This is a genomic window from Bdellovibrio sp. SBM16 (assembly GCF_056175625.1).
Map to the genome: position 1 here is coordinate 38767 of NZ_JBJKJG010000015.1, position 18463 is coordinate 57229.

The 18463-nt window shown below is 44.1% G+C and carries 13 protein-coding genes; 7 read left to right on the forward strand and 6 right to left on the reverse strand.

The window, feature by feature from the left end:
- From AC04MM_RS14135 to AC04MM_RS14145, 3 genes are all read right to left on the reverse strand, one after another.
- Entirely contained in the window at positions 1–474 is a 474-nt protein-coding gene (locus tag AC04MM_RS14135) for a PilW family protein (protein ID WP_475381028.1), read from the reverse strand.
- Positions 464–3373, reverse strand: coding sequence for a hypothetical protein (locus AC04MM_RS14140; RefSeq protein WP_475381029.1), 2910 nt, complete (start codon positions 3371–3373; stop codon positions 464–466). Before AC04MM_RS14140 ends, AC04MM_RS14135 begins: the two co-directional genes overlap by 11 nt.
- Before the next feature lie 107 nt (positions 3374–3480).
- Entirely contained in the window at positions 3481–4671 is a 1191-nt protein-coding gene (locus AC04MM_RS14145; protein WP_475381030.1) for a hypothetical protein, read from the reverse strand.
- 217 nt (positions 4672–4888) lie between these two features.
- Between AC04MM_RS14145 and AC04MM_RS14150 the strand changes: the two genes are divergently transcribed.
- The gene (locus AC04MM_RS14150; RefSeq protein ID WP_475381031.1) at positions 4889–6721 is read left to right on the forward strand and encodes a hypothetical protein; all 1833 of its coding nucleotides are present in this window, start codon (positions 4889–4891) and stop codon (positions 6719–6721) included.
- Positions 6722–6802: 81 nt separating this feature from the next.
- Here AC04MM_RS14150 and lpdA read toward each other — a convergent pair whose 3' ends face one another.
- The 3 genes from lpdA to AC04MM_RS14165 are packed head-to-tail and all read right to left on the reverse strand — an operon-like array spanning position 6803 to position 12244.
- Positions 6803–8206 carry a dihydrolipoyl dehydrogenase gene (lpdA, locus tag AC04MM_RS14155; RefSeq protein ID WP_475381032.1) on the reverse strand — a complete coding sequence of 468 codons (1404 nt, stop codon included), beginning with the start codon at positions 8204–8206 and terminating at the stop codon, positions 6803–6805.
- 25 nt (positions 8207–8231) lie between these two features.
- On the reverse strand, positions 8232–9479 hold the full coding sequence (odhB, locus tag AC04MM_RS14160; protein WP_475381033.1) for a 2-oxoglutarate dehydrogenase complex dihydrolipoyllysine-residue succinyltransferase: 1248 nt from the start codon (positions 9477–9479) through the stop codon (positions 8232–8234).
- Positions 9480–9532: 53 nt separating this feature from the next.
- Positions 9533–12244 carry a 2-oxoglutarate dehydrogenase E1 component gene (locus AC04MM_RS14165; RefSeq protein ID WP_475381034.1) on the reverse strand — a complete coding sequence of 904 codons (2712 nt, stop codon included), beginning with the start codon at positions 12242–12244 and terminating at the stop codon, positions 9533–9535.
- Between the two features lie 128 nt (positions 12245–12372).
- On the opposite strand from AC04MM_RS14165, the gene gpmA reads away from it, so the two are divergent.
- The 6 genes from gpmA to AC04MM_RS14195 all read left to right on the forward strand — a co-directional run bounded on the left by gpmA (position 12373) and on the right by AC04MM_RS14195 (position 18462).
- Entirely contained in the window at positions 12373–13128 is a 756-nt protein-coding gene (gene gpmA / locus AC04MM_RS14170; protein WP_475381035.1) for a 2,3-diphosphoglycerate-dependent phosphoglycerate mutase, read from the forward strand.
- 3 nt (positions 13129–13131) lie between these two features.
- Complete coding sequence (locus AC04MM_RS14175) at positions 13132–14088, forward strand: hypothetical protein (protein WP_475381036.1); 957 nt, start codon at positions 13132–13134, stop codon at positions 14086–14088.
- Positions 14089–14254: 166 nt separating this feature from the next.
- Positions 14255–16501: a hypothetical protein gene (locus tag AC04MM_RS14180; protein ID WP_475381037.1), complete on the forward strand. Its 2247-nt coding sequence runs from the start codon at positions 14255–14257 to the stop codon at positions 16499–16501.
- Complete coding sequence (hutI, locus tag AC04MM_RS14185) at positions 16479–17669, forward strand: imidazolonepropionase (protein ID WP_475381038.1); 1191 nt, start codon at positions 16479–16481, stop codon at positions 17667–17669. Before AC04MM_RS14180 ends, hutI begins: the two co-directional genes overlap by 23 nt.
- Before the next feature lie 89 nt (positions 17670–17758).
- The gene (locus AC04MM_RS14190) at positions 17759–18178 is read left to right on the forward strand and encodes a hypothetical protein (RefSeq protein WP_475381039.1); all 420 of its coding nucleotides are present in this window, start codon (positions 17759–17761) and stop codon (positions 18176–18178) included.
- A gap of 59 nt (positions 18179–18237) precedes the next feature.
- On the forward strand, positions 18238–18462 hold the full coding sequence (locus tag AC04MM_RS14195) for a hypothetical protein (protein ID WP_475381040.1): 225 nt from the start codon (positions 18238–18240) through the stop codon (positions 18460–18462).
- Position 18463 lies beyond the last annotated feature (1 nt).

Consider the following 18463-nt stretch of genomic DNA (forward strand, 5'->3'; position numbering starts at 1 on the left):
CTATTTACTCACTAAAAATTCATATTTTTTAATTTCTTGTCCCCATTCAGTATGTTTAAACCAAATGGTCACAAGGTACAGATCCGTTGTGGCCTGTGATGCCGGCGTGATCACGTAGCCGTAGCGGCCAGGGCAGTTCGGGCATTCTGTGGCCGGTTTATCTTCTTTATTAGACCAGGCCATTTTTAAATTGCTGTTATTAATTAAATCCGAAGCTTCATCGTACTGTAAAATCTGGGTCGTCGGTTGCTGGCGGATATTTTCGATAATCTCTGCCACGCGGTCATCCACCGTAGAGGTGGTTTCATTGTTGACCGAGATTTTATTCAAGTGGTCAAAAGCGGTAATGCCGCCAACGACAACAATCGATAACAGCGCAACGCCGACCATCACTTCCGTGATGGTAAAACCTTTGGTCGATCGAATCTTTTTGAAAATACTAAAACTGCTAGTACTACTACTACTATTGCCCATAAACTCTCTCTAACTGAATCAGGTTAAAGTTGCGGATACGTTTTAGACATTGGGTATTTGTACTGTCACCGATACGGCCGCAATCCGGGTCTATCGACGTCCAGCGCGGAGGACCTTTACCCTGTAATAAGAACGTAGAACTGCAACGGATACGGTCAGCAAGACCGTTTAAGCCCGGATCAGGATGCCAGAACGGAACGCTGCCTGAGTATAATCCCGAACAGTTACTGCCGTTAGCGCGACGTAATGTCGGCGAGCCGGAGGCATTTGGCTGCTTCATGATATTGACGGCCTGCTGGTTATGCATACTTGCCCAGGTCACGCCGGCGTTGATTGCGCTCGGATCCACGGTCATATTTTTAGTTACGATAAATGTACCGATCATTTTAAGCGGCGCCGAGCGCGCCAAAATTTCTAGATTGCGGCAGACGAAAAATCCCGTAACAGTGGTCACGTTAGGGTGAATTTTGCAGGTGTTTCTGGTCGCAGCGATTTTGAAATCAAATGAGTTCGATACGATATCTTCATTAAAATAAGTGGTTTTTGGATCAGGAGATGCGAAATGCCATGAATCTTGCGATACTTCGGTGAAGTCCGCACTTGCAAATGAAGCCGGTTTAAAGGCATCTAAGTTTGTACCTCCGGCCGAGTCAAAACACTTGTTGATCATCATCTGATAGTTAATCGCTGGATTAAGTGGTTTGTACTGACCTAAATTAATCGCTTGGCCATCGTATTTGCGGCCACGGTTACTCATAACCAGCGGGCGGTCTGAGTTTGTATAATCGATACTGAAATTAAAATGCACGTTGTTATCATCAGCCTTGATGTTTTCACTAGGATCATTAGTCACCTGATTATTAGATTTGCGCGGACGGGTCGAGTAGCCACCTTCGACAGCACTGTAATCCATCCCTTCGATAGTAAATAGTTCTATCGGTTCGGCAGTCAGGGTGGTCTTATCTAATCCACCGATCAGGTTTCCTGCATCACTGGCTTTACGGAAATTTTTGCCATTAATGATTTTAACATTCACATTTCTAAAAACATTCTGGCGTTCGCTAAAACCGTTATTTGGTTTAATGGTGCTGATTTCTAAACGACCTGGGTTATCGTAATAATTTTTACGTTGATTGTGTTCGGCCTCAACATCGTTTTTCATTTCTTGAGCCCAGGCCACTGATTTGTTGTTAAATTTTGATCCCGAAAGTTCGGCGTATTTGGTACCATCGCTGGTTAACAGCCAAGCCGTTAATGAAACCGGATTGGTCGGCTTTTCTGATTCTAACTCGGCCAGTTCAACTTGGCGGCTATTAAGAGTGCTCGAAACAGAGTTAAGCTGGGTTTTAGCTTCATCAACATCATCTTTTGAATACGGTGAAAAATTAATCGTGACTTTATGGCCGTCACCGGAAGTGTTTTCAAGCAGCGGGATTTTAAGTTTATTATTATCCCACTCCATATAAGCCCACATCACAAGTTTTGTGCCAGAAGTTAAATTGTAAGTTGGTGAGAACGAATACCAGATTCTGGATTCGTCTTTAGAGTTGCGGTTGTGTGGTTTATTTAAGTATTGTGCGTTTCCCGAATCCAGATTGATACCACCATCATTATTGCCGATGACCTGCGGGACAAATAAATTTAGTGCACCGGTCGGGATTTCTGAAAATGAAAAGCGGTTAGTAAATTCTGAGAGTTTATCGTCAAAAGCGCCGCCGCCGATGGGTTCAGCGACCAGGCGTGAAGCGTCTGTCATATCTGGATTCGACTGTGAACGGATAATGTTAATACACTGAGTGATGATATCGTTATTAAGAGTTACCGAATCACTGACACCGTTTAAAGTACTTAAACCAGCATCACGTTTACCGTCAGAATCAATACCGCGGGTAAAGCCCCCGAAAAATCCGGTATCGATCCAGTAACGTTTAACACCCAGTGATTCACCGATTTTAAAGGCGCTGCCGTTGGCTCCTTTAATAATACCGTTACCAAGAACTACGACGTCATTAAAGGTCACCGGGGTATAACCATTTTTATTAATAAAAATATTTTCATTAACGAACACCGGTGAATTAAATACCATGCCTGGGCTGGCTTTATTTCCTAATGGAATTGCCAGATCACCGTGGCCCGGTTCCGGCGGATTAGGCTTACCGATGTAAATCGAACCCGGTAAGATTAAAGAAAAGGTATTCACTTCGCGCGGGTTAGAAACAAAGCGGCTCACTTCACGGAAGTACTGCGTACCGTTGGTCGTAAGTCCGCCGTCGTCATCATAGACCTCAACACCGGTTTTTAACGGATTGCCGTTTTTATCGGTAAACTCAGCTAAGATTTCAACATACACCTCGTCACCGTTTACCGGTAAGGTGACATTACCGATGCGGCTGACCTTAACATTAATGCCTTTAACTAAATACGAACCAAGATTTGTTAATACGCGGTGAAGCGGATGGGCCTGCGAGATCGTTAAACTGCGTAAGTCTAGCTTGCGTTCAAAAGACTTTAGCATCAAACTCTGCGCGGTTTTTCCGGCCAGATTAGGGAATTCAGTCGGATATTCACGACCTAGGTTTTCTAACGTCTTTGCATATGACGGTGGCATCATGATACGCATCGTGCTGTAATTATTTTCGAAATTATTTACACAATCTGCTGGTGGCTGCGGAATAAGTTTTTCATCAAAACACCAGCCTTTACGGATTCCGTATTTGATATAATCAGTGATTGAACGTAAAGCTAGGTTGGCGCGAATATCTTTGCGCAGCTGAGCTGAAATTTTTCGTTCAACGATAATTTTATTTGAGATGAAGTAAACCCCTGAAGAAACTACACCTACGACAAATAAAGCTAGTAGTGTGGTGTTTCCCCGAGAGTTGAACAGACGTATCTCCATAGTTACCCCTCAATATACTATTGTAGGGTAAATATCTGATTTGGTGAAGAAAAAAAAACCCCGTCTCGTTTTAAGACGGGGCTTCAGGTTTTAAGATAAAATAATTTTTATTTAGAAGAGAGCTTAGGTAAAGTAAGATCGTTTTCGCTGCCAAGCGCTGGTTTAAACCAAACGTCAACGATATAGGCTTTAGGATGCTTTTTCGGATCCGCCATGACTAATGTCGACTTCTCACGTAACTCGGCGTTGGCACTGACTTGCATGATATTTGGTTCAAATTTCAGGTTAATCGACTTGATGATCTGGGCTAAAGGTATGCTGTCCTTGCTTGAGTAAACACCTTTACCGCTCTTATCTTTCCATAGAACCAGCTTTTTAAAGACCGGGTCTTTGGCATCGATTACACCATCTTTGTTTTTATCGTGGACTGCGAGCTTGTCAAAACCATTATTATATTCTCGGGTTTCACCGAAAAGCTCTTCGTTTGAAACGACTTTTCCTTGTTTATTGGGTAAAGCCACAAAATAACCGTCATGATTTTTTTCTGGCCAGAATGTTTTTAAACCGTGACCCATGTTAAAATCAACGATGTTGTCAAATTTCGGTATTTTCTCATCCAGAAAAACCATTAACGGTGAATGGTAACCACCGCAGAAACCTTCCTGACCAGGAAAGCTGGTTTCGATATCAAAGGTTTTACCGTCAGAGGATTGATTGATGTTAACCGCACTTGATGAAAGTACGCCGTCACGACCGTAGTACTGACCACCGCCACCGCCAGGGATGGCTTGTGTAAACTTGATACCTTTTACTTTAAAACGGGCTTGTTGCACAGAAATTTCAGCCGTTACCGGATTGATCGATGCCGTAACCGTACTCGGAATATTGGCAACAACCATATTACCCGAAAATCCGGCTTTGGATCCAGCGGGTAGTGAATAGGAAGTCAGCGTCTGGTTAGAGTTATTATCTTTAATAACCGGTAACGCCGGAAATGTAATCGAGAAGTCTTGTTCGGCATTGCCATCCATCTGCAGTTTTCCGTGCATGGTTACGGTGGCATTTGGTGCGATCGGATTTGCAACACCACGTAGGTTCGTACCAAAACACGAAGCCCGGAAGCGAATTGAATAATTGTTTGTTGTGGTTCGCTGGGTTGCGCCGGCAACAGACATATCCGCCAGCGGGTTGACAGCTCCCTCACCGGCATTAATGGTCAGACCACTTGTTGCCAGTGCAGGTTGGGCGATCCCGGCACATAGAGCTAATGACAATAGATTGAGCTTACGTGATAACATATTTTCCCCCTAAAGTTATCTCACATACTTAAGTATAGCTTTGTTTTGTTAAACTGATATAAAAAACTTAATTCGCATCAAGATGAGACAGTGCTGATTTTTGTTTGCAAGCCAGCTCAATTATAAGACCTAGGTCCGATAATTGTTTTACTTCAATACGTCGATAACTAAGCGGGGTTTTATACCTATTAATAGTACGTAGAACAGGTGACGTGATATGAATAAATGGTTTAACGGTAATTTCTACTTCGCATTTTGGATGTTCTTGGCTCTAGTGCCGATGAAGCATGTGTTAGATGTTTCAGCCCAGCTGGATCAAAAAGCAAAAAGTGTAGTGCAGCTGCATGAACAGTCTTCAGTTATGTCTGCAGCAGCTGAAGATCTTTATTCTTACACCAAGGCACGGGATGAATTTGCAGACGTCAGCGAGCAGGAGCTGGCCGAAATCTTAACTTATACAGATGAAGAATACCAAAAATCCGGTTCACCGGGTAATCCCTATGCACTATCACCGGCCCAGTTTGATTTTTACGAAGAGGCGTTGCGCGAAAGCTCTGGCTTAGCTCATGACTCACCAATTGATTTTGCCACGATTTCTGATGAAGCTGCGGTAAACTATGAAGATGTAGCGGCCTGCAGTGCCGGAAAAAACAAAAACCGCGGCAATATCGAAGCCGTTATTATTAAGGCGGCAAAGCAAAGCTCAATCTTTGCTGAGGCGATCAGTGAGCGCAGTAGCGAAAGTAAAGCACTTCCGCGTAATTGTGTAACGCATGTTATGCGAAAATTCGGCGTAAGCTCTAGGTCGCTGGCGCGTTGTCCGGGCGGGATGGGAACACAGCCTCAGCGCGGCGGATCGAAGCCTTGTATTTCTAAAAATCTGGTTAATTTAACTTACAATCATTTTACCGATGTGGCCGAGTGTTTAAATATTGATGCGAAAGAATTATTGCCAAAATTATCAAATGAATCAGGCGTTATCATTAACACCTTAGGTGCTGGATTTGATGCCGGAGTCGGTCAGTTAACACAATCAGCTATTGCAGAAGTTAATAAACACTACGACCGCTATCTGGCAGAAGTAGAAAAGGCTGCGATTAAAAAGCCGTCATGTATGCGTGTTATGCATTACAAACCTTACTTAAAAAAGGTAAAAGACACGCTGGCTACTCGCTGTTCGCTGATCGTACCGCCAGAAAACCCGATGAAAAACATTATGTATATGGCTATCTACAACCGTATGAATCTCGATAACTTACTCGGTACGAAATATATTGCCGGTGAAAGTTTTATCGACAACAACGGCCAGATGATTGCCTTTACCGGTACGTCGTCAGACCGCATTGTCGGCGGTAAGTTCGGTAACAACGACATTCAGCAAAAATTTGCACAACTGGGTATTACCGATGTTAATCTAAATAACCTGGCAACGATGATAGCTTTTAACGGTTATAATACCGGCCCGAGTACGGCATTTAATATGTTAACCGAGTATTTAACAAAACGTATTGATGCCAAAAAACCGTTAACCGAAGCGGATTTTGATTTTCATAACCCGAAAACAGCAACTGACATCGATGGCAAAGTAAAGCCTGTGACCGAAATTGCAAAATTAAATGTCCGTTCGGCTTTCATTAAACAGAATGATCCGGATAAAGCGATTAAGCTAAAACGCGCGAAAGTATTACCTGATAAAATCAGAAAATCTTACCTGTTAACTTATCCGGAGTTTTTAATTTATAATCAGAACAACTTTGATGCTTCGATTTTAAATCCAAAAAACTTAGCCAAAGTAGAAGCTATTTCTGATCCGGCGGCTAAAGCTAAAGAACGTGCAAAATACGAACGTTTTTCAGTGATCGGTGGTCCGGGGTATTTAACTCACTTGGCATCTAAAGATATCGCGTTAAGAACAGCCTTTGAAAATTCAGGCGCTGATAAGTATTACTGCTCAAACCCGAACTTCTTACGTATCCGCGATTATAAGGCTAAGCCACTGGCCCAGAAGGCCGAAGCAGCAACGCCACGCAAACCGGCCCCTCAAAAATAAAGAGCTTCTGTTATACTTTAAAATAAAAAACCGCACCTTTTAACGAGTGCGGTTTTTTTATTTATGTTTGTCAGTAAATAGTTATCCTTGGCGCTGGCGTTTATCGACCGCTAGCGCGGCTTCGCGGATCACTTCCGACATTGTCGGGTGTGAGTGAAACGATCTGGCCAGATCTTCACTGGATCCGCCAAATTCCATGGCTACCACGATTTCCCCCAGCATTTCAGAAGCACCAGCTCCCACGATGTGACCACCTAAGATACGGTCGGTGTGCTTATCTGCAACGATTTTAACAAAACCTTCGGTTGCACCGCGGGCTTTGGCGCGGCCGTTGGCTGCGAATAGAAATTTACCCACGTTTACTTCTAAACCTTTACCTTGAGCTTCCTCAGCGGTCATACCTACTGAAGCGATTTCTGGATGTGTGTAAACAACCGAGGGAACCGTGTTGTAGTTAACGTGTCCGTGGCCGGTAGCGATCAACTCAGCCACAGCAACACCTTCTTCTTCAGATTTGTGTGCTAACATCGGGCCAACAATCACATCCCCAACAGCAAAGATATTAGGTACATTTGTTTGGTAGTGGTCGTTGGTTTTTACGCGGCCACGTTCATCTTTTTCGATACCCACAGTCTCTAAGCCTACACCTTCGGTAAATGGTTTACGTCCGGTTGAGACAAGCACCACATCACCTTGGATGGTGCCTTTTTTGCCGTCTGGCATGGTTTCATAATCTAATTCAACACGGCCGCCGACCGATTTAGAACCGGTGACTTTCGTTGAAGTCATGAATGTGACATTCATTTTCTTCATCGAGCGAACCAGCGTGTTTACGCAATCTGTATCCATCATTGATAAGATTTTATCAGCATACTCGATCACGGTAACTTTACTGCCCAGGCGGGCCCAGACAGAGCCTAGCTCTAAACCGATAACGCCGCCACCGACAACTAACATTTCTTTAGGGATTGAATCTAAAGATAAAGCGCCGGTTGAAGAGACAATTTTTTTCTCATCAAATTTTAAGAAAGGTAATTCGACCGGCACTGAACCGGTGGCGATGCAGATGTATTTGGTATTTAACGTTTGTTTAGATCCGTCGGCAGCGGTTGCTTCAACGGTATTAGCTGAAGTGATTTTGCCGTATCCAAGTACCCGGGTAATTTTGTTTTTCTTAAATAAAAAATCAATACCACCGGTTAAGTCGCCCACGATTTTGTTTTTACGCGACATCATGGCATCAAGATTCATTTTCACGTCTGACAGAATAATGCCGTGTTTATCAAAGTCGTGCAAAGCCTCATGATAAAACTCAGAGCTTTGTAACAACGCTTTCGATGGGATGCAGCCTACGTTTAAGCAAGTGCCACCTAGGGTTTTGTCTTTTTCGACAACCGCTACTTTCATTCCTAATTGCGCCGCACGGATCGCTCCAGTGTATCCACCAGGTCCGCCACCAATAAACACTAAATCAAATTCTTCCATACCAATATCCTTAAATAGCTAACGATTAAATCTCTAATAATAAACGCTCAGGGTTTTCTACACACTCTTTAATTTTTACTAAGAATGTAACCGCTTCTTTGCCATCGATGATTCTGTGATCATAACTTAAAGCGACATACATCATTTGACGGATTTCAACTTTGCCGTTGATCGCGACCGGACGTTCTTGGATTTTGTGTAAACCTAAGATCGCTGATTGCGGGGCATTTAAGATCGGCGTTGACAATAACGAACCGAATACACCGCCGTTAGTGATCGAGAAAGTTCCGCCGTTTAAGTCATCAATAGTGATCTTACCATCTCTGCCTTTAGCTGCTAAGTCGCGGATCGCTAACTCAACGCCGGCCACCGATAAAGTGTCAGCGTCTTTGATGTTCGGAACCATTAAGCCACGTTCTGTAGAAACGGCGATACCGATGTTGTAGTAGTTGTGATATTCGATTTCATCACCAGTGATCCAGGCATTGACGGCTGGGATTGTTTTTAGCGCTTCGATCGAGGCTTTTACGAAGAAACCGTTGAAACCTAGGTTTACGCCGTATTTTTCTTTAAACTTATCTTTGTATTTGTTTCTGATCTCGATCACGTTTGTCATGTCGATTTCGTTAAATGTCGTAAGGATAGCGGCGTTGTGCTGGGCTGCCACTAACTTCTCAGCAATCTTTTTACGGATCGAAGTCATTTTTACGCGTTGGATGTCGCCTTGTTTAGATGGGCCGCGCGGAACCGGAGTTACGACCGGGCTTGCGGGAGCTTTTGCCTGCGCCGGGGCCGCAGCCGGTTGAGGTGCCGGAGCATTGAGGACATCACCTTTAGTTAAACGACCGCCAAGACCAGTGCCTTGAATGCCTGAAGTGTCTAAGCCGCGTTCGTTAACAACACGTTGAACTGCAGGTGATTGGTGCGCTTGTAATTCGGGGTGAGTCGGTTTTGCCGCCGAAGTAGCACCCGCTGCCGGTTGTGAAGGAGCAGCAGCTTTTGCCGCAGCCGGAGCCGAAGCGCCAGCCGGAGCTTTGGCATCTGTATCAATCGAACCAACGGTGGCTCCGATTTTTACAGTATCACCAGCTTGCGCGTTGATGGTAAGAACACCGTCTTTTTCTGCGATCACTTCAACAGACGCTTTGTCTGTTTCGAGTAACATGATCACTTCGTTCATTTTTACAAAGTCGCCGGATTTTTTCGTCCAGCTTCCGATAACGGCTTCTGTGATTGATTCACCAACTGCGGGTACTTTTACATCTAATTTCATTTTTATCCTCTAATTCTTTTGTCGCACCTCAGGTGCGCCTTAAACTTTAAATTTTAAACTTTAAATACTTTTTCAATGATTTCGGTTTGTTCAACTTTGTGACGGTAGACCGAACCCGTTGCCGGAGACGCGCGGTCAGGACGGCCTACGTAACCAAACTGAGCTTTCGAACCCATCTCTGTTAATAAAGAGGCGAACTTGAAGTAAACATAGCTGAAAGCGCCCATGTTTTGTGGCTCTTCCTGGGCCCATAAAACTTTCTTCGCATTCGGGTACGATTTTAAAACTTCTTTAACTTTCCAGTGAGGGAAAGGCGAAATCTGTTCTAAACGAACAAGGGCAGTTTTTGTATCGTTTGTTTTTTCACGTTGTTCCAGTAACTCGTAATATAATTTACCAGAGACAAACACCACTTTTTCAACTTTAGAATTATCAGTTAACAAAGTATCAGCGATCACTTCCTGGAACGTGCCGTTTGCCATTTCAGAAATCAGGCTTGTGGCGCGTGGGTGACGAAGTAATGATTTCGGAGACATCACCACGAGTGGTTTTCTGAAATCACGTTTCATCTGGCGGCGTAACGCGTGGAAAATCTGTGCCGGTGTTGTTAAGTTCACCACTGACCAGTTATTCTGTGCCGACAACTGTAAGAAGCGCTCTAAGCGGGCCGAGCTGTGCTCAGGGCCTTGGCCTTCATAACCGTGTGGTAATAATAAAACTAAACCCGACATTTGTTGCCACTTAGATTCACCGGCTGCTAAGAACTGATCGATAATGATTTGAGCGCCGTTGGCAAAATCACCAAACTGGGCTTCCCAGATGGTTAGAAAGCTTGGGTCGGTAATTGAGTTTCCGTATTCAAATCCCATCACGGCATATTCAGACAAAATAGAATCGTAAACGCAGAAATTTGTTTTTTCAGAGTTTAATTGTTTAAGCGGGAAGTGAGATTCATTTGTCTTTGTGTCGTAGAAACCGGCATGGCGGTGAGTGAAGGTTCCACGCACACAGTCCTGACCAGTGATGCGTACCGAAGTGCCTTCTTGCAATAAACTTCCATAGGCTAATAATTCGCCCATACCCCAATCGCAGGCTTCTTTGCCAGCGGCTTGAGCTTTGCGTGTGTCAATTAGCTTCGTTAATTTTGGATGTAAGTTAAATCCAGCCGGAATCGTTGCGATCTGTTCACCGACTTTTTGTAAAGTCGCAAGATCAACTGAAGTTTTGATTGGTTTTTCCATATCTTCAGTTGTGCCTTTTTTAAGGCCGGCCCAGGCACCTTCAAATTTAAAAGTTTTAATTTTCGGAGCTTGTTGTTTTGCAGAGTCGTAAATTTTTTGCAGATCGTTCATGCGATCAGTTAAAAGTGTATCGGCAAAGTTTTGATCAGCGACATTGGCTGCCACTAATTGTTTTGCATAGATCTCGCGTAGGGTCGGATGTTTTTTGATGATATCATACATTAACGGCTGGGTGTAAGCAGGCTCATCACCTTCGTTGTGGCCAAAACGGCGGTAGCACGTAAGGTTGATGACGATATCGCGGCCCCATTCTTGGCGGAAGCGAACGGCGATATCCATCGCACGCACACAGGCTTCAGCATCATCACCGTTACAGTGAATAACCGGAATCGCAAGAGCTTTAGCTACATCGGATGAGTAGTGGGCTGAGCGGGCATTTTCTGGATTAGTTGTAAAGCCAACCTGGTTGTCGATGATTAAGTGAATTGAACCACCAACGGCATAACCGCGGACGTGAGCCATTTGTAATGACTCCATCACTACACCCTGACCTGCAAAAGCGGCATCGCCGTGGATGATTAACGGAACTACTTTTTTACGTTCTTTGGTGTCTTTAAGTTTACGTTGTGCCGCACGCGCCATACCAAGTACAACCGGTCCGACAGCTTCTAAGTGAGACGGGTTGAATGCCAGAGAGCATTCAACTTTGCCGGTCGGCGTTTCTTTGGTTTTTGTGTAACCTAAGTGGTATTTAACGTCGCCATCATAATCCTCTAACGGTTTTTCTAGTTCTGTAGGTCCGTTGAAATCAGCAAACATGCTGCCTACATCTTTACCCATGAAATTTGCAAGAACGTTTACACGGCCACGGTGAGCCATGCCGATGACGATTTCCTGTACGCCTAATGAAGAGGCGCGTGTCACCATGTGATCCATCATCGGCAGAGTGGCATCCGCACCTTCAACCGAGAAACGTTTTGTTCCCACGTAACGGGTGTGGATGAATTTCTCTAACGATTCTGCACGCGTGACGGATTTTAAAATTTCTTTTTTGTTATCAGCCGTTAATTTGAACGCCGGAGAGTTTTGTTCAAATTCTTTGATAAACCAGTTGCGAACTTCAGGAAGTGCTTCAGCAAACTGCGCTGTAATCTTGCCGCAGTAAGAAGCGCGCAAGTGCGCGATAATATCTTTTAGCGTCGCGTTTGGTTTGCCGATAACTGAACCGATCTGGAAAACCTGGTCCAGGTCTTTTTCAGTTAAATTAAATTTGTTCAGTTTTAACTGATCGTTGTGGGCCGGTGTATTTGTTAACGGATCAATGTCTGCTTCGTAGTGGCCGTAAGTGCGGTAAGCATTTATTAAATTATAAACATCCAATTCTTTTTCAGACACACCGAACGCGCCATCTTTCATGAATTCAACGCCTTCAAAGAAGCGTTTCCACTCAAGATCTACAGAATCCGGAGATTTTTTAAATTGGTTGTAAAGTGATTCGATGTATTCAAGGTTCAAATGATTCATGACTTAAGCCTCTCTTAAACTTGTTGCATGATTTTTATTTTTTTCGCTCTTGATTGTGTCACAAAGATCGTACAAACTTAAGCCAATTTTTAGATTATTTTTTAGTTATTGAGAGAGGAAATTGCCCTATGAGTAAGACCCACAAATTAGTCATTGTTCGCCATGGTGAGTCCCAATGGAATCAAGAAAATCGCTTTACTGGTTGGAAAGATGTGGACCTGTCTGAAAAAGGACGCATAGAAGCGCAAAAAGCTGGCAAATCTCTACTAGAGCAGAAATTCGAGTTCGATTTGGCCTACACCAGCTCTTTGACACGAGCTATCAAAACCCTCAATCTGATTCTTGCAGAGATGAACTTAAACTGGGTTCCGGTCATCAAAGACTGGCGCTTAAATGAGCGTCATTACGGCGATCTGCAGGGCTTAAATAAGGCTGAAACCGCGGCAAAACACGGCGAAGAACAAGTAAAAATCTGGCGACGCAGCTACGATACGCCACCGCCGATGATGTCAAAAGATAATCCCGAACATCCGATTCATGATAAACGCTACCAATCTGTAAACCCCGAGTTGTTGCCTTCGGGCGAGTCACTCAAGGATACCGTGGCCAGATTTTTACCGCTATGGAACGAAAAGATTTCAAAAGATGTTCTGGCCGGTAAAAAAGTTCTGATCGCAGCTCACGGTAATTCATTGCGCGCGTTGATCCAGCATCTGGAGAAGATGACGCCGGATCAGATCATGGAAGTGAATATGCCAACCGGAATTCCGATGATGTATGAACTGGATGATAATTTAAATGTGGTTTCAAAAAAATTTATCGGTGATGCGGATGAAGTTGCAAAAGCGATGGAAGCGGTAGCCAATCAAGGTAAGAAAAAATAATTTATGAAAAATATTGCCGGACTTGTATTCGTTGCCCTGTTTGCACTTGATGCACAGGCGCAGCTTAAAAAGACCTATCAACGTGTAAAACAGGCGGTAACCGGTTCGGCAAAATTAGCCCATCTTCATTATTTTCCAGGGCAATGGGAAACGGGCTTGTCGCTTGGTTACCGCTATTCAGTGATCAATGTTAAAGGTAATTTCACCGGATCTACGGTCGTTGAAGCTGAACAAAAAGTTTCAACAGTCAATTCGCAGCTGTCGTTAGGTGTGCTTGATAATGTGCGCTTGCAGTTAAGCTGGGATTATTTAGCGGAGATGCAGGTCGATTACACCAAACCGGCCAATCAGGCGTCGACGAAGTCCAAGGGGCTTAAAGATCCGTTGTTTGCAGCTATTGTGCGTGTAGCAGATGCTGAAAGTGTAAAGTTTGATCTTAAAGCCGGTTTTCAGCCCGAGACCGGTGATCATGAGCAGGCTGATGCGGCTAATGATGGTAATGCTAAACTAGGCGGCCATACGGTTGTTGCCGGTGCAAAGGTGATTGCAATTGTTACGAGTAATTCTCAGATCAGCGCGGGACTTACGTACTCAATGCACAGTCTGCAAAATTCGGTTGATCAGACCACCAGCGAAATTGAAGAGAGTGAAAAACACAACGAGACGCTGATTGAACTTGCCACGTTGACTGAGCTTACGCCTGAATTGTTCTTCGGTTTAACTTTAGAAATCGCCAATGTCGAAGGCTATAAATCAATGAATCTAACAACTCGGGATACTGATGATGTTGGCTCGATTTCCGGTAAAACGTTGAACCTTATCGGTAAGTATGAAATCACGCCGGATAGTCTGATTGAAGCTCAGATTGGATACCTGTTGGATTACAGCACTGAAACTTCAAATATTGATGTGTCGGCAGACGGCTATAGCCTGTCAGCCGGTTACACGGTCCGCTTCTAATTCAAGATACAAAAAAATCTGGTCTTTTTGTTGCTCGTTAAAATGGAGTCAGCAAATGGCGAAGGATAAGCAAGGTCTATTGCAAATATACGTTGTAATAGGCTGTGGTTAGCCATGCCTGCGGTGACTAATTTGAGACACTGTCAATGTTGTTGACGGAGGACGTATGTTCAAAAAGATCGGACTATCACTATTAGTTGTGCCCTTTATTGTAGGCCAGGCTTACGCCGTTGACGGCGTTCCTAAGCTTGGTGGTGATCCAACGGCTCAGGACGCGATAAACTTTGATAGTACAATATCGGCTAAAACTTCGATTGCTCAGCAGATGGTGTTGTTTGAAATGCCGCCTGAGTATGAATGTCCGCTCTTTTCAAACTCGCCCTATACCGAAATTTTAACTTCATTGGACCGTATGCAGGAGAATTTAAACTCGACCTTTCCGCAATGTGACATGAGAGCGCAGAACGAAAAAGTGGCGCAAAAAGCCGTCGTCTTAAGAAATGCGGTTTTTGAAGCTAAAAAATTACAGGAATCCGGTCAGACTTTTAAATTAGAAATGACGGCGCAAACGATGGTCGATGCCGCCCAAAAAATTCAGGAAACCCTGGCGCTTGCGGCGCAGTCGCAAACCAAAGTCTGCTACCGTAGCAATCAACAATTCAGAAACGTTGTATTTTCAATCAATGAAACTTTCCAGGGCATTGCTCCGGTGGTTCTAGATATGGTCTCTAAAAATCCGGTACTGGCCGCTAAGCTTGGTCCCGCGGTTAAAGTTTTAGCCGGTGCGGATGCGCTTTCTAAAGGTTTGGGTTTTGTTGAACAGATCGCAAAAGATTCGATTATGTTTGATATGGCCGACCAGAATAACCGCGTTAATACGTTAAAGAATGTGTGCCAGTACATGAAGTTGTACCGCCGTCTTGAATACATGCGTTCATTGAAATTAGGGCAGATCCAGTCGGTGTACACGGCTTACCAAAGCCGTATCCGTGATTTAAATCAGAATATCAACGATTACCGCAAGAAAAACTCGATGCCGACAACAGCTGCGGCAGTAATCCCGGTTGCGCCGAATGCAGCAGCCATCGCAGAGATGAATGCTGCTGATCCGAATTATCAGCTATTCACAAGTTTAAAAACCTTATTGCCGGATGAACTTAATAAATTACAAAAAGCCCAGTACGATTTAGAACTGCAAGCCAAAGATCTGCAGCGTCCTGAAGTGGCGCAGTGCCGCTTAATCCAATCGACTAAGAGTTCTGTAAGCTTTGCTAAAACCATCGAAAAATTGACTGAGTTTGGTGTTTCGTGGGCTGAGGGCATGGGGGGCGCGCCTGAATCGGCTGCGGCCATTGAAGTATTAAAAAGCCAGCTTGAAGCTTACGATGAGTATTTCACCGAAGCTGCTAACCAGAAAAATCTGACTGAATGTGTGAAGCTTGGCCAGGATTGGATCAAAATCTCTTTAGAATTATTAAGCCAGGGCCAGAAGATGGTGCACCTATTTGCGCAGGAGCAGGCTGAGTTACAAACTGAGACTGATCAGATTATCGTGAAACGGTTATCAAAAAAAGAGCGTGAAAAACAAAACATGCAAAGCAATCTTGCGAGCTTAAAATCGATGATGCAGTATGCGGCATTTGAATCAAGCGAGATTGAAAAGCGGGCGAAAGACATGCACCGTTATTTCTTCCGTGGCCCGTACTACAACGAAGTCAAATCAGCGTGTTCAGATGATCCGAATTGCGGCTGGTGGCAGAAAACCGTTGGTGGTGTAAAAGCCGCCTACCAATGGCAGCGTAATAACGGCCCGATTTATGAATTACTGCGTAACAACGACCAGCATTTTAACAATGCCTACATGCAGATGAATCAGGCCCGGGCAAAGTTAAATAGATTTGAATATGAATTTGCGCGCGCGGATTATAAAGGCCAGGTGGGTATCGGGGTGTTGGAGAAAATCCAGGCGCGTGCCAAAGTTTACGGTCAGAGATTAACGCACTTAAGTTTACGCTATATTAAAAAAGGCTCGGCGACCCACCAGAATCTGTGCATGAGCGCACGCCAGGTGTTGGATAAGTATTTAGTGGCTTCAACGCATATGATGTCGAGTCAGGCGCTGTGTAATATGGTGTTTCCGGCATTAAAAGAAAACAATGTGGCCGGCGTACTGCGTGATTACTGTATCCCGCGTGCCGGAAGAACTGAAAAAACCGATAAGCCGTCTAAATTACAACAGCTTATTTACTCATTGGTGGGTGAAGGTGAAGGTAAAAAGAAGTGGGTTATTTATTTCGGAGCGCAGCAGGCCACAGAAGTAGACGTGAGTAATGAAAACTCGCCAAAAGCTTTAGTTGATAAATTAATCGAAAAATACGAAGCTTTAGAGTGTGAACAAAAAGCTGGTTTTTAATTTTAGTCTAGTCAATGCAGGTTTCGATGGTTTTCAGCCGAAGATGGCGATGATCATCGAAAACGGCATAATTTCCTGGCTTGGCCCACAAGCCAAGATTCCCAAAAAAGTAAAATTCAATAGGGAAATCGATCTTAAAAAGCAAAAGATTTTGCCGGCTTTTATTGAATGTCACACACACACACTGTTTGCCGGTTCGCGTGCCGATGAATTTGAACTGCGTAACACCGGCACGAGTTATCTAGAGATCGCCAAAAACGGCGGCGGTATTCTTTCAACCATGAGAAAAACCCGCCAGGCGTCAGCCAAAGAACTTTTAACCAGTACCCAGGCCCGCGTTGATAATTTTGTTAGGCAGGGGGTGGCCACAGTTGAGATTAAATCCGGCTATGCTTTAGATCATAAAAATGAAATCAAAAGTCTGGAAGTTATCAACAAAGTTAAAACAGCACGCATTGTTTCGACGTTCCTGGGTGCGCACGCCAAACCTCCGGAATATGATTCTTATGGCGAGTACTTAGCCTACCTGGCCGAAGAAGTTCTGCCGGTGGTGAAAAAGAAAAAGCTTTCACAACGGGTAGATATCTTTATTGAGAAAAACTTTTTTGAAGTGCCGCAGGCGCGTGAGTATTTGTCGGCTGCAAAGCGTATGGGATTTGAAATTACGATTCACGCCAACCAGTTGTCGTTATCCGGCGGGGCAGAGCTTGCGCTGGAGCTCGGAGCGCAGTCGGCAGATCATGTGATTCATTTGACGGACGAAACTATTCAGTACTTTGCCCGTAATAAAACGGTCGCCGTGTTATTGCCGGCAGCTGACTTATATATGAAGTGTCCGTATCCGCCGGCGCGCCAATTAATTGATAGTGGCGCAACCGTAGCATTGGCGACCGATTTTAATCCGGGCACCTGTCCGACCCAGGATTTATCTTTAGTGGGACTGCTGGCGCGTTTAGAAATGAAAATGACTCTGCCAGAAGTGTTTAAGGCTTATACGATCAATGCAGCCAAGGCGTTAGGAATCGATCAAGAAGAAGGGGCGTTGCAGGTCGGAAAACGCGCTAATTTTATCAGCACTGATGCAGAGTTGACCGACTTCTTCTATTCAGCCGGGAGTATGCCTCAGCATCAGCTTTTCATTCGGGGAAACAAAACTTTAGTCGGGTAAAGTGCGCTTATATTACACATGGCGTCTTAAAATTTAAGAATCTTAAATTTTAGTTGTATCTAGAGTTTAGTCTTTCTAGGCTCACGTATATGGCAGCAAGTTACTCTTCGTTTTTAACGACACAATATTATAGTCCAGTATTTAATACCGCTCTATTTGACGGACCTTTCCGAATTTATTTTTCGCAAAGTTACGAATCGGTCGCGTTAAAAATTTACCACTTGTTGCAGAGCCAAGACTTAGTGCTTTGGACTGAGTACAAAAAGTGGTCGGAAAAAACCAAAAAACACGCTTTCATTTTAATCTATCCCTCTGAACAGGATTTAGCCATCGCCTTTGACGGTGACAATGTCTCAACGTTAATGAATCGTTTATGGGATGAAGGTTTAATCCTGGGTTTTGCCAACCCGAATGTGGAAGATTCTTTTGCCGGAATTTACCAGAACATTCTGACTCAACTTAAGACTTTTATCAGCTCTGAAAAAACCAATCTAAATTTACAGTTCTAAACCGTTTGAGCCGTTTTTGTGACTGGCGCTTTATCGGCAAATAGCCTTATAATTAGGGTATGCGCAATACTCGCGGACAGGTCGTAGTTGAATATTTACTGATCATGGTTTTTATGGTGGCCATCGCGGCGACGTTGACAAAAACTCTGGTTGGCCGTGGTGACAGCGAATCTTCGCAAGGTTTTATTGTTAAAAGCTGGAGCAGCATTATTCAGGTGATCGGCAATGATATGCCTGATTGTTACAAACAAAATAACCACACAACCCCGAACTGCCCGAATTAAC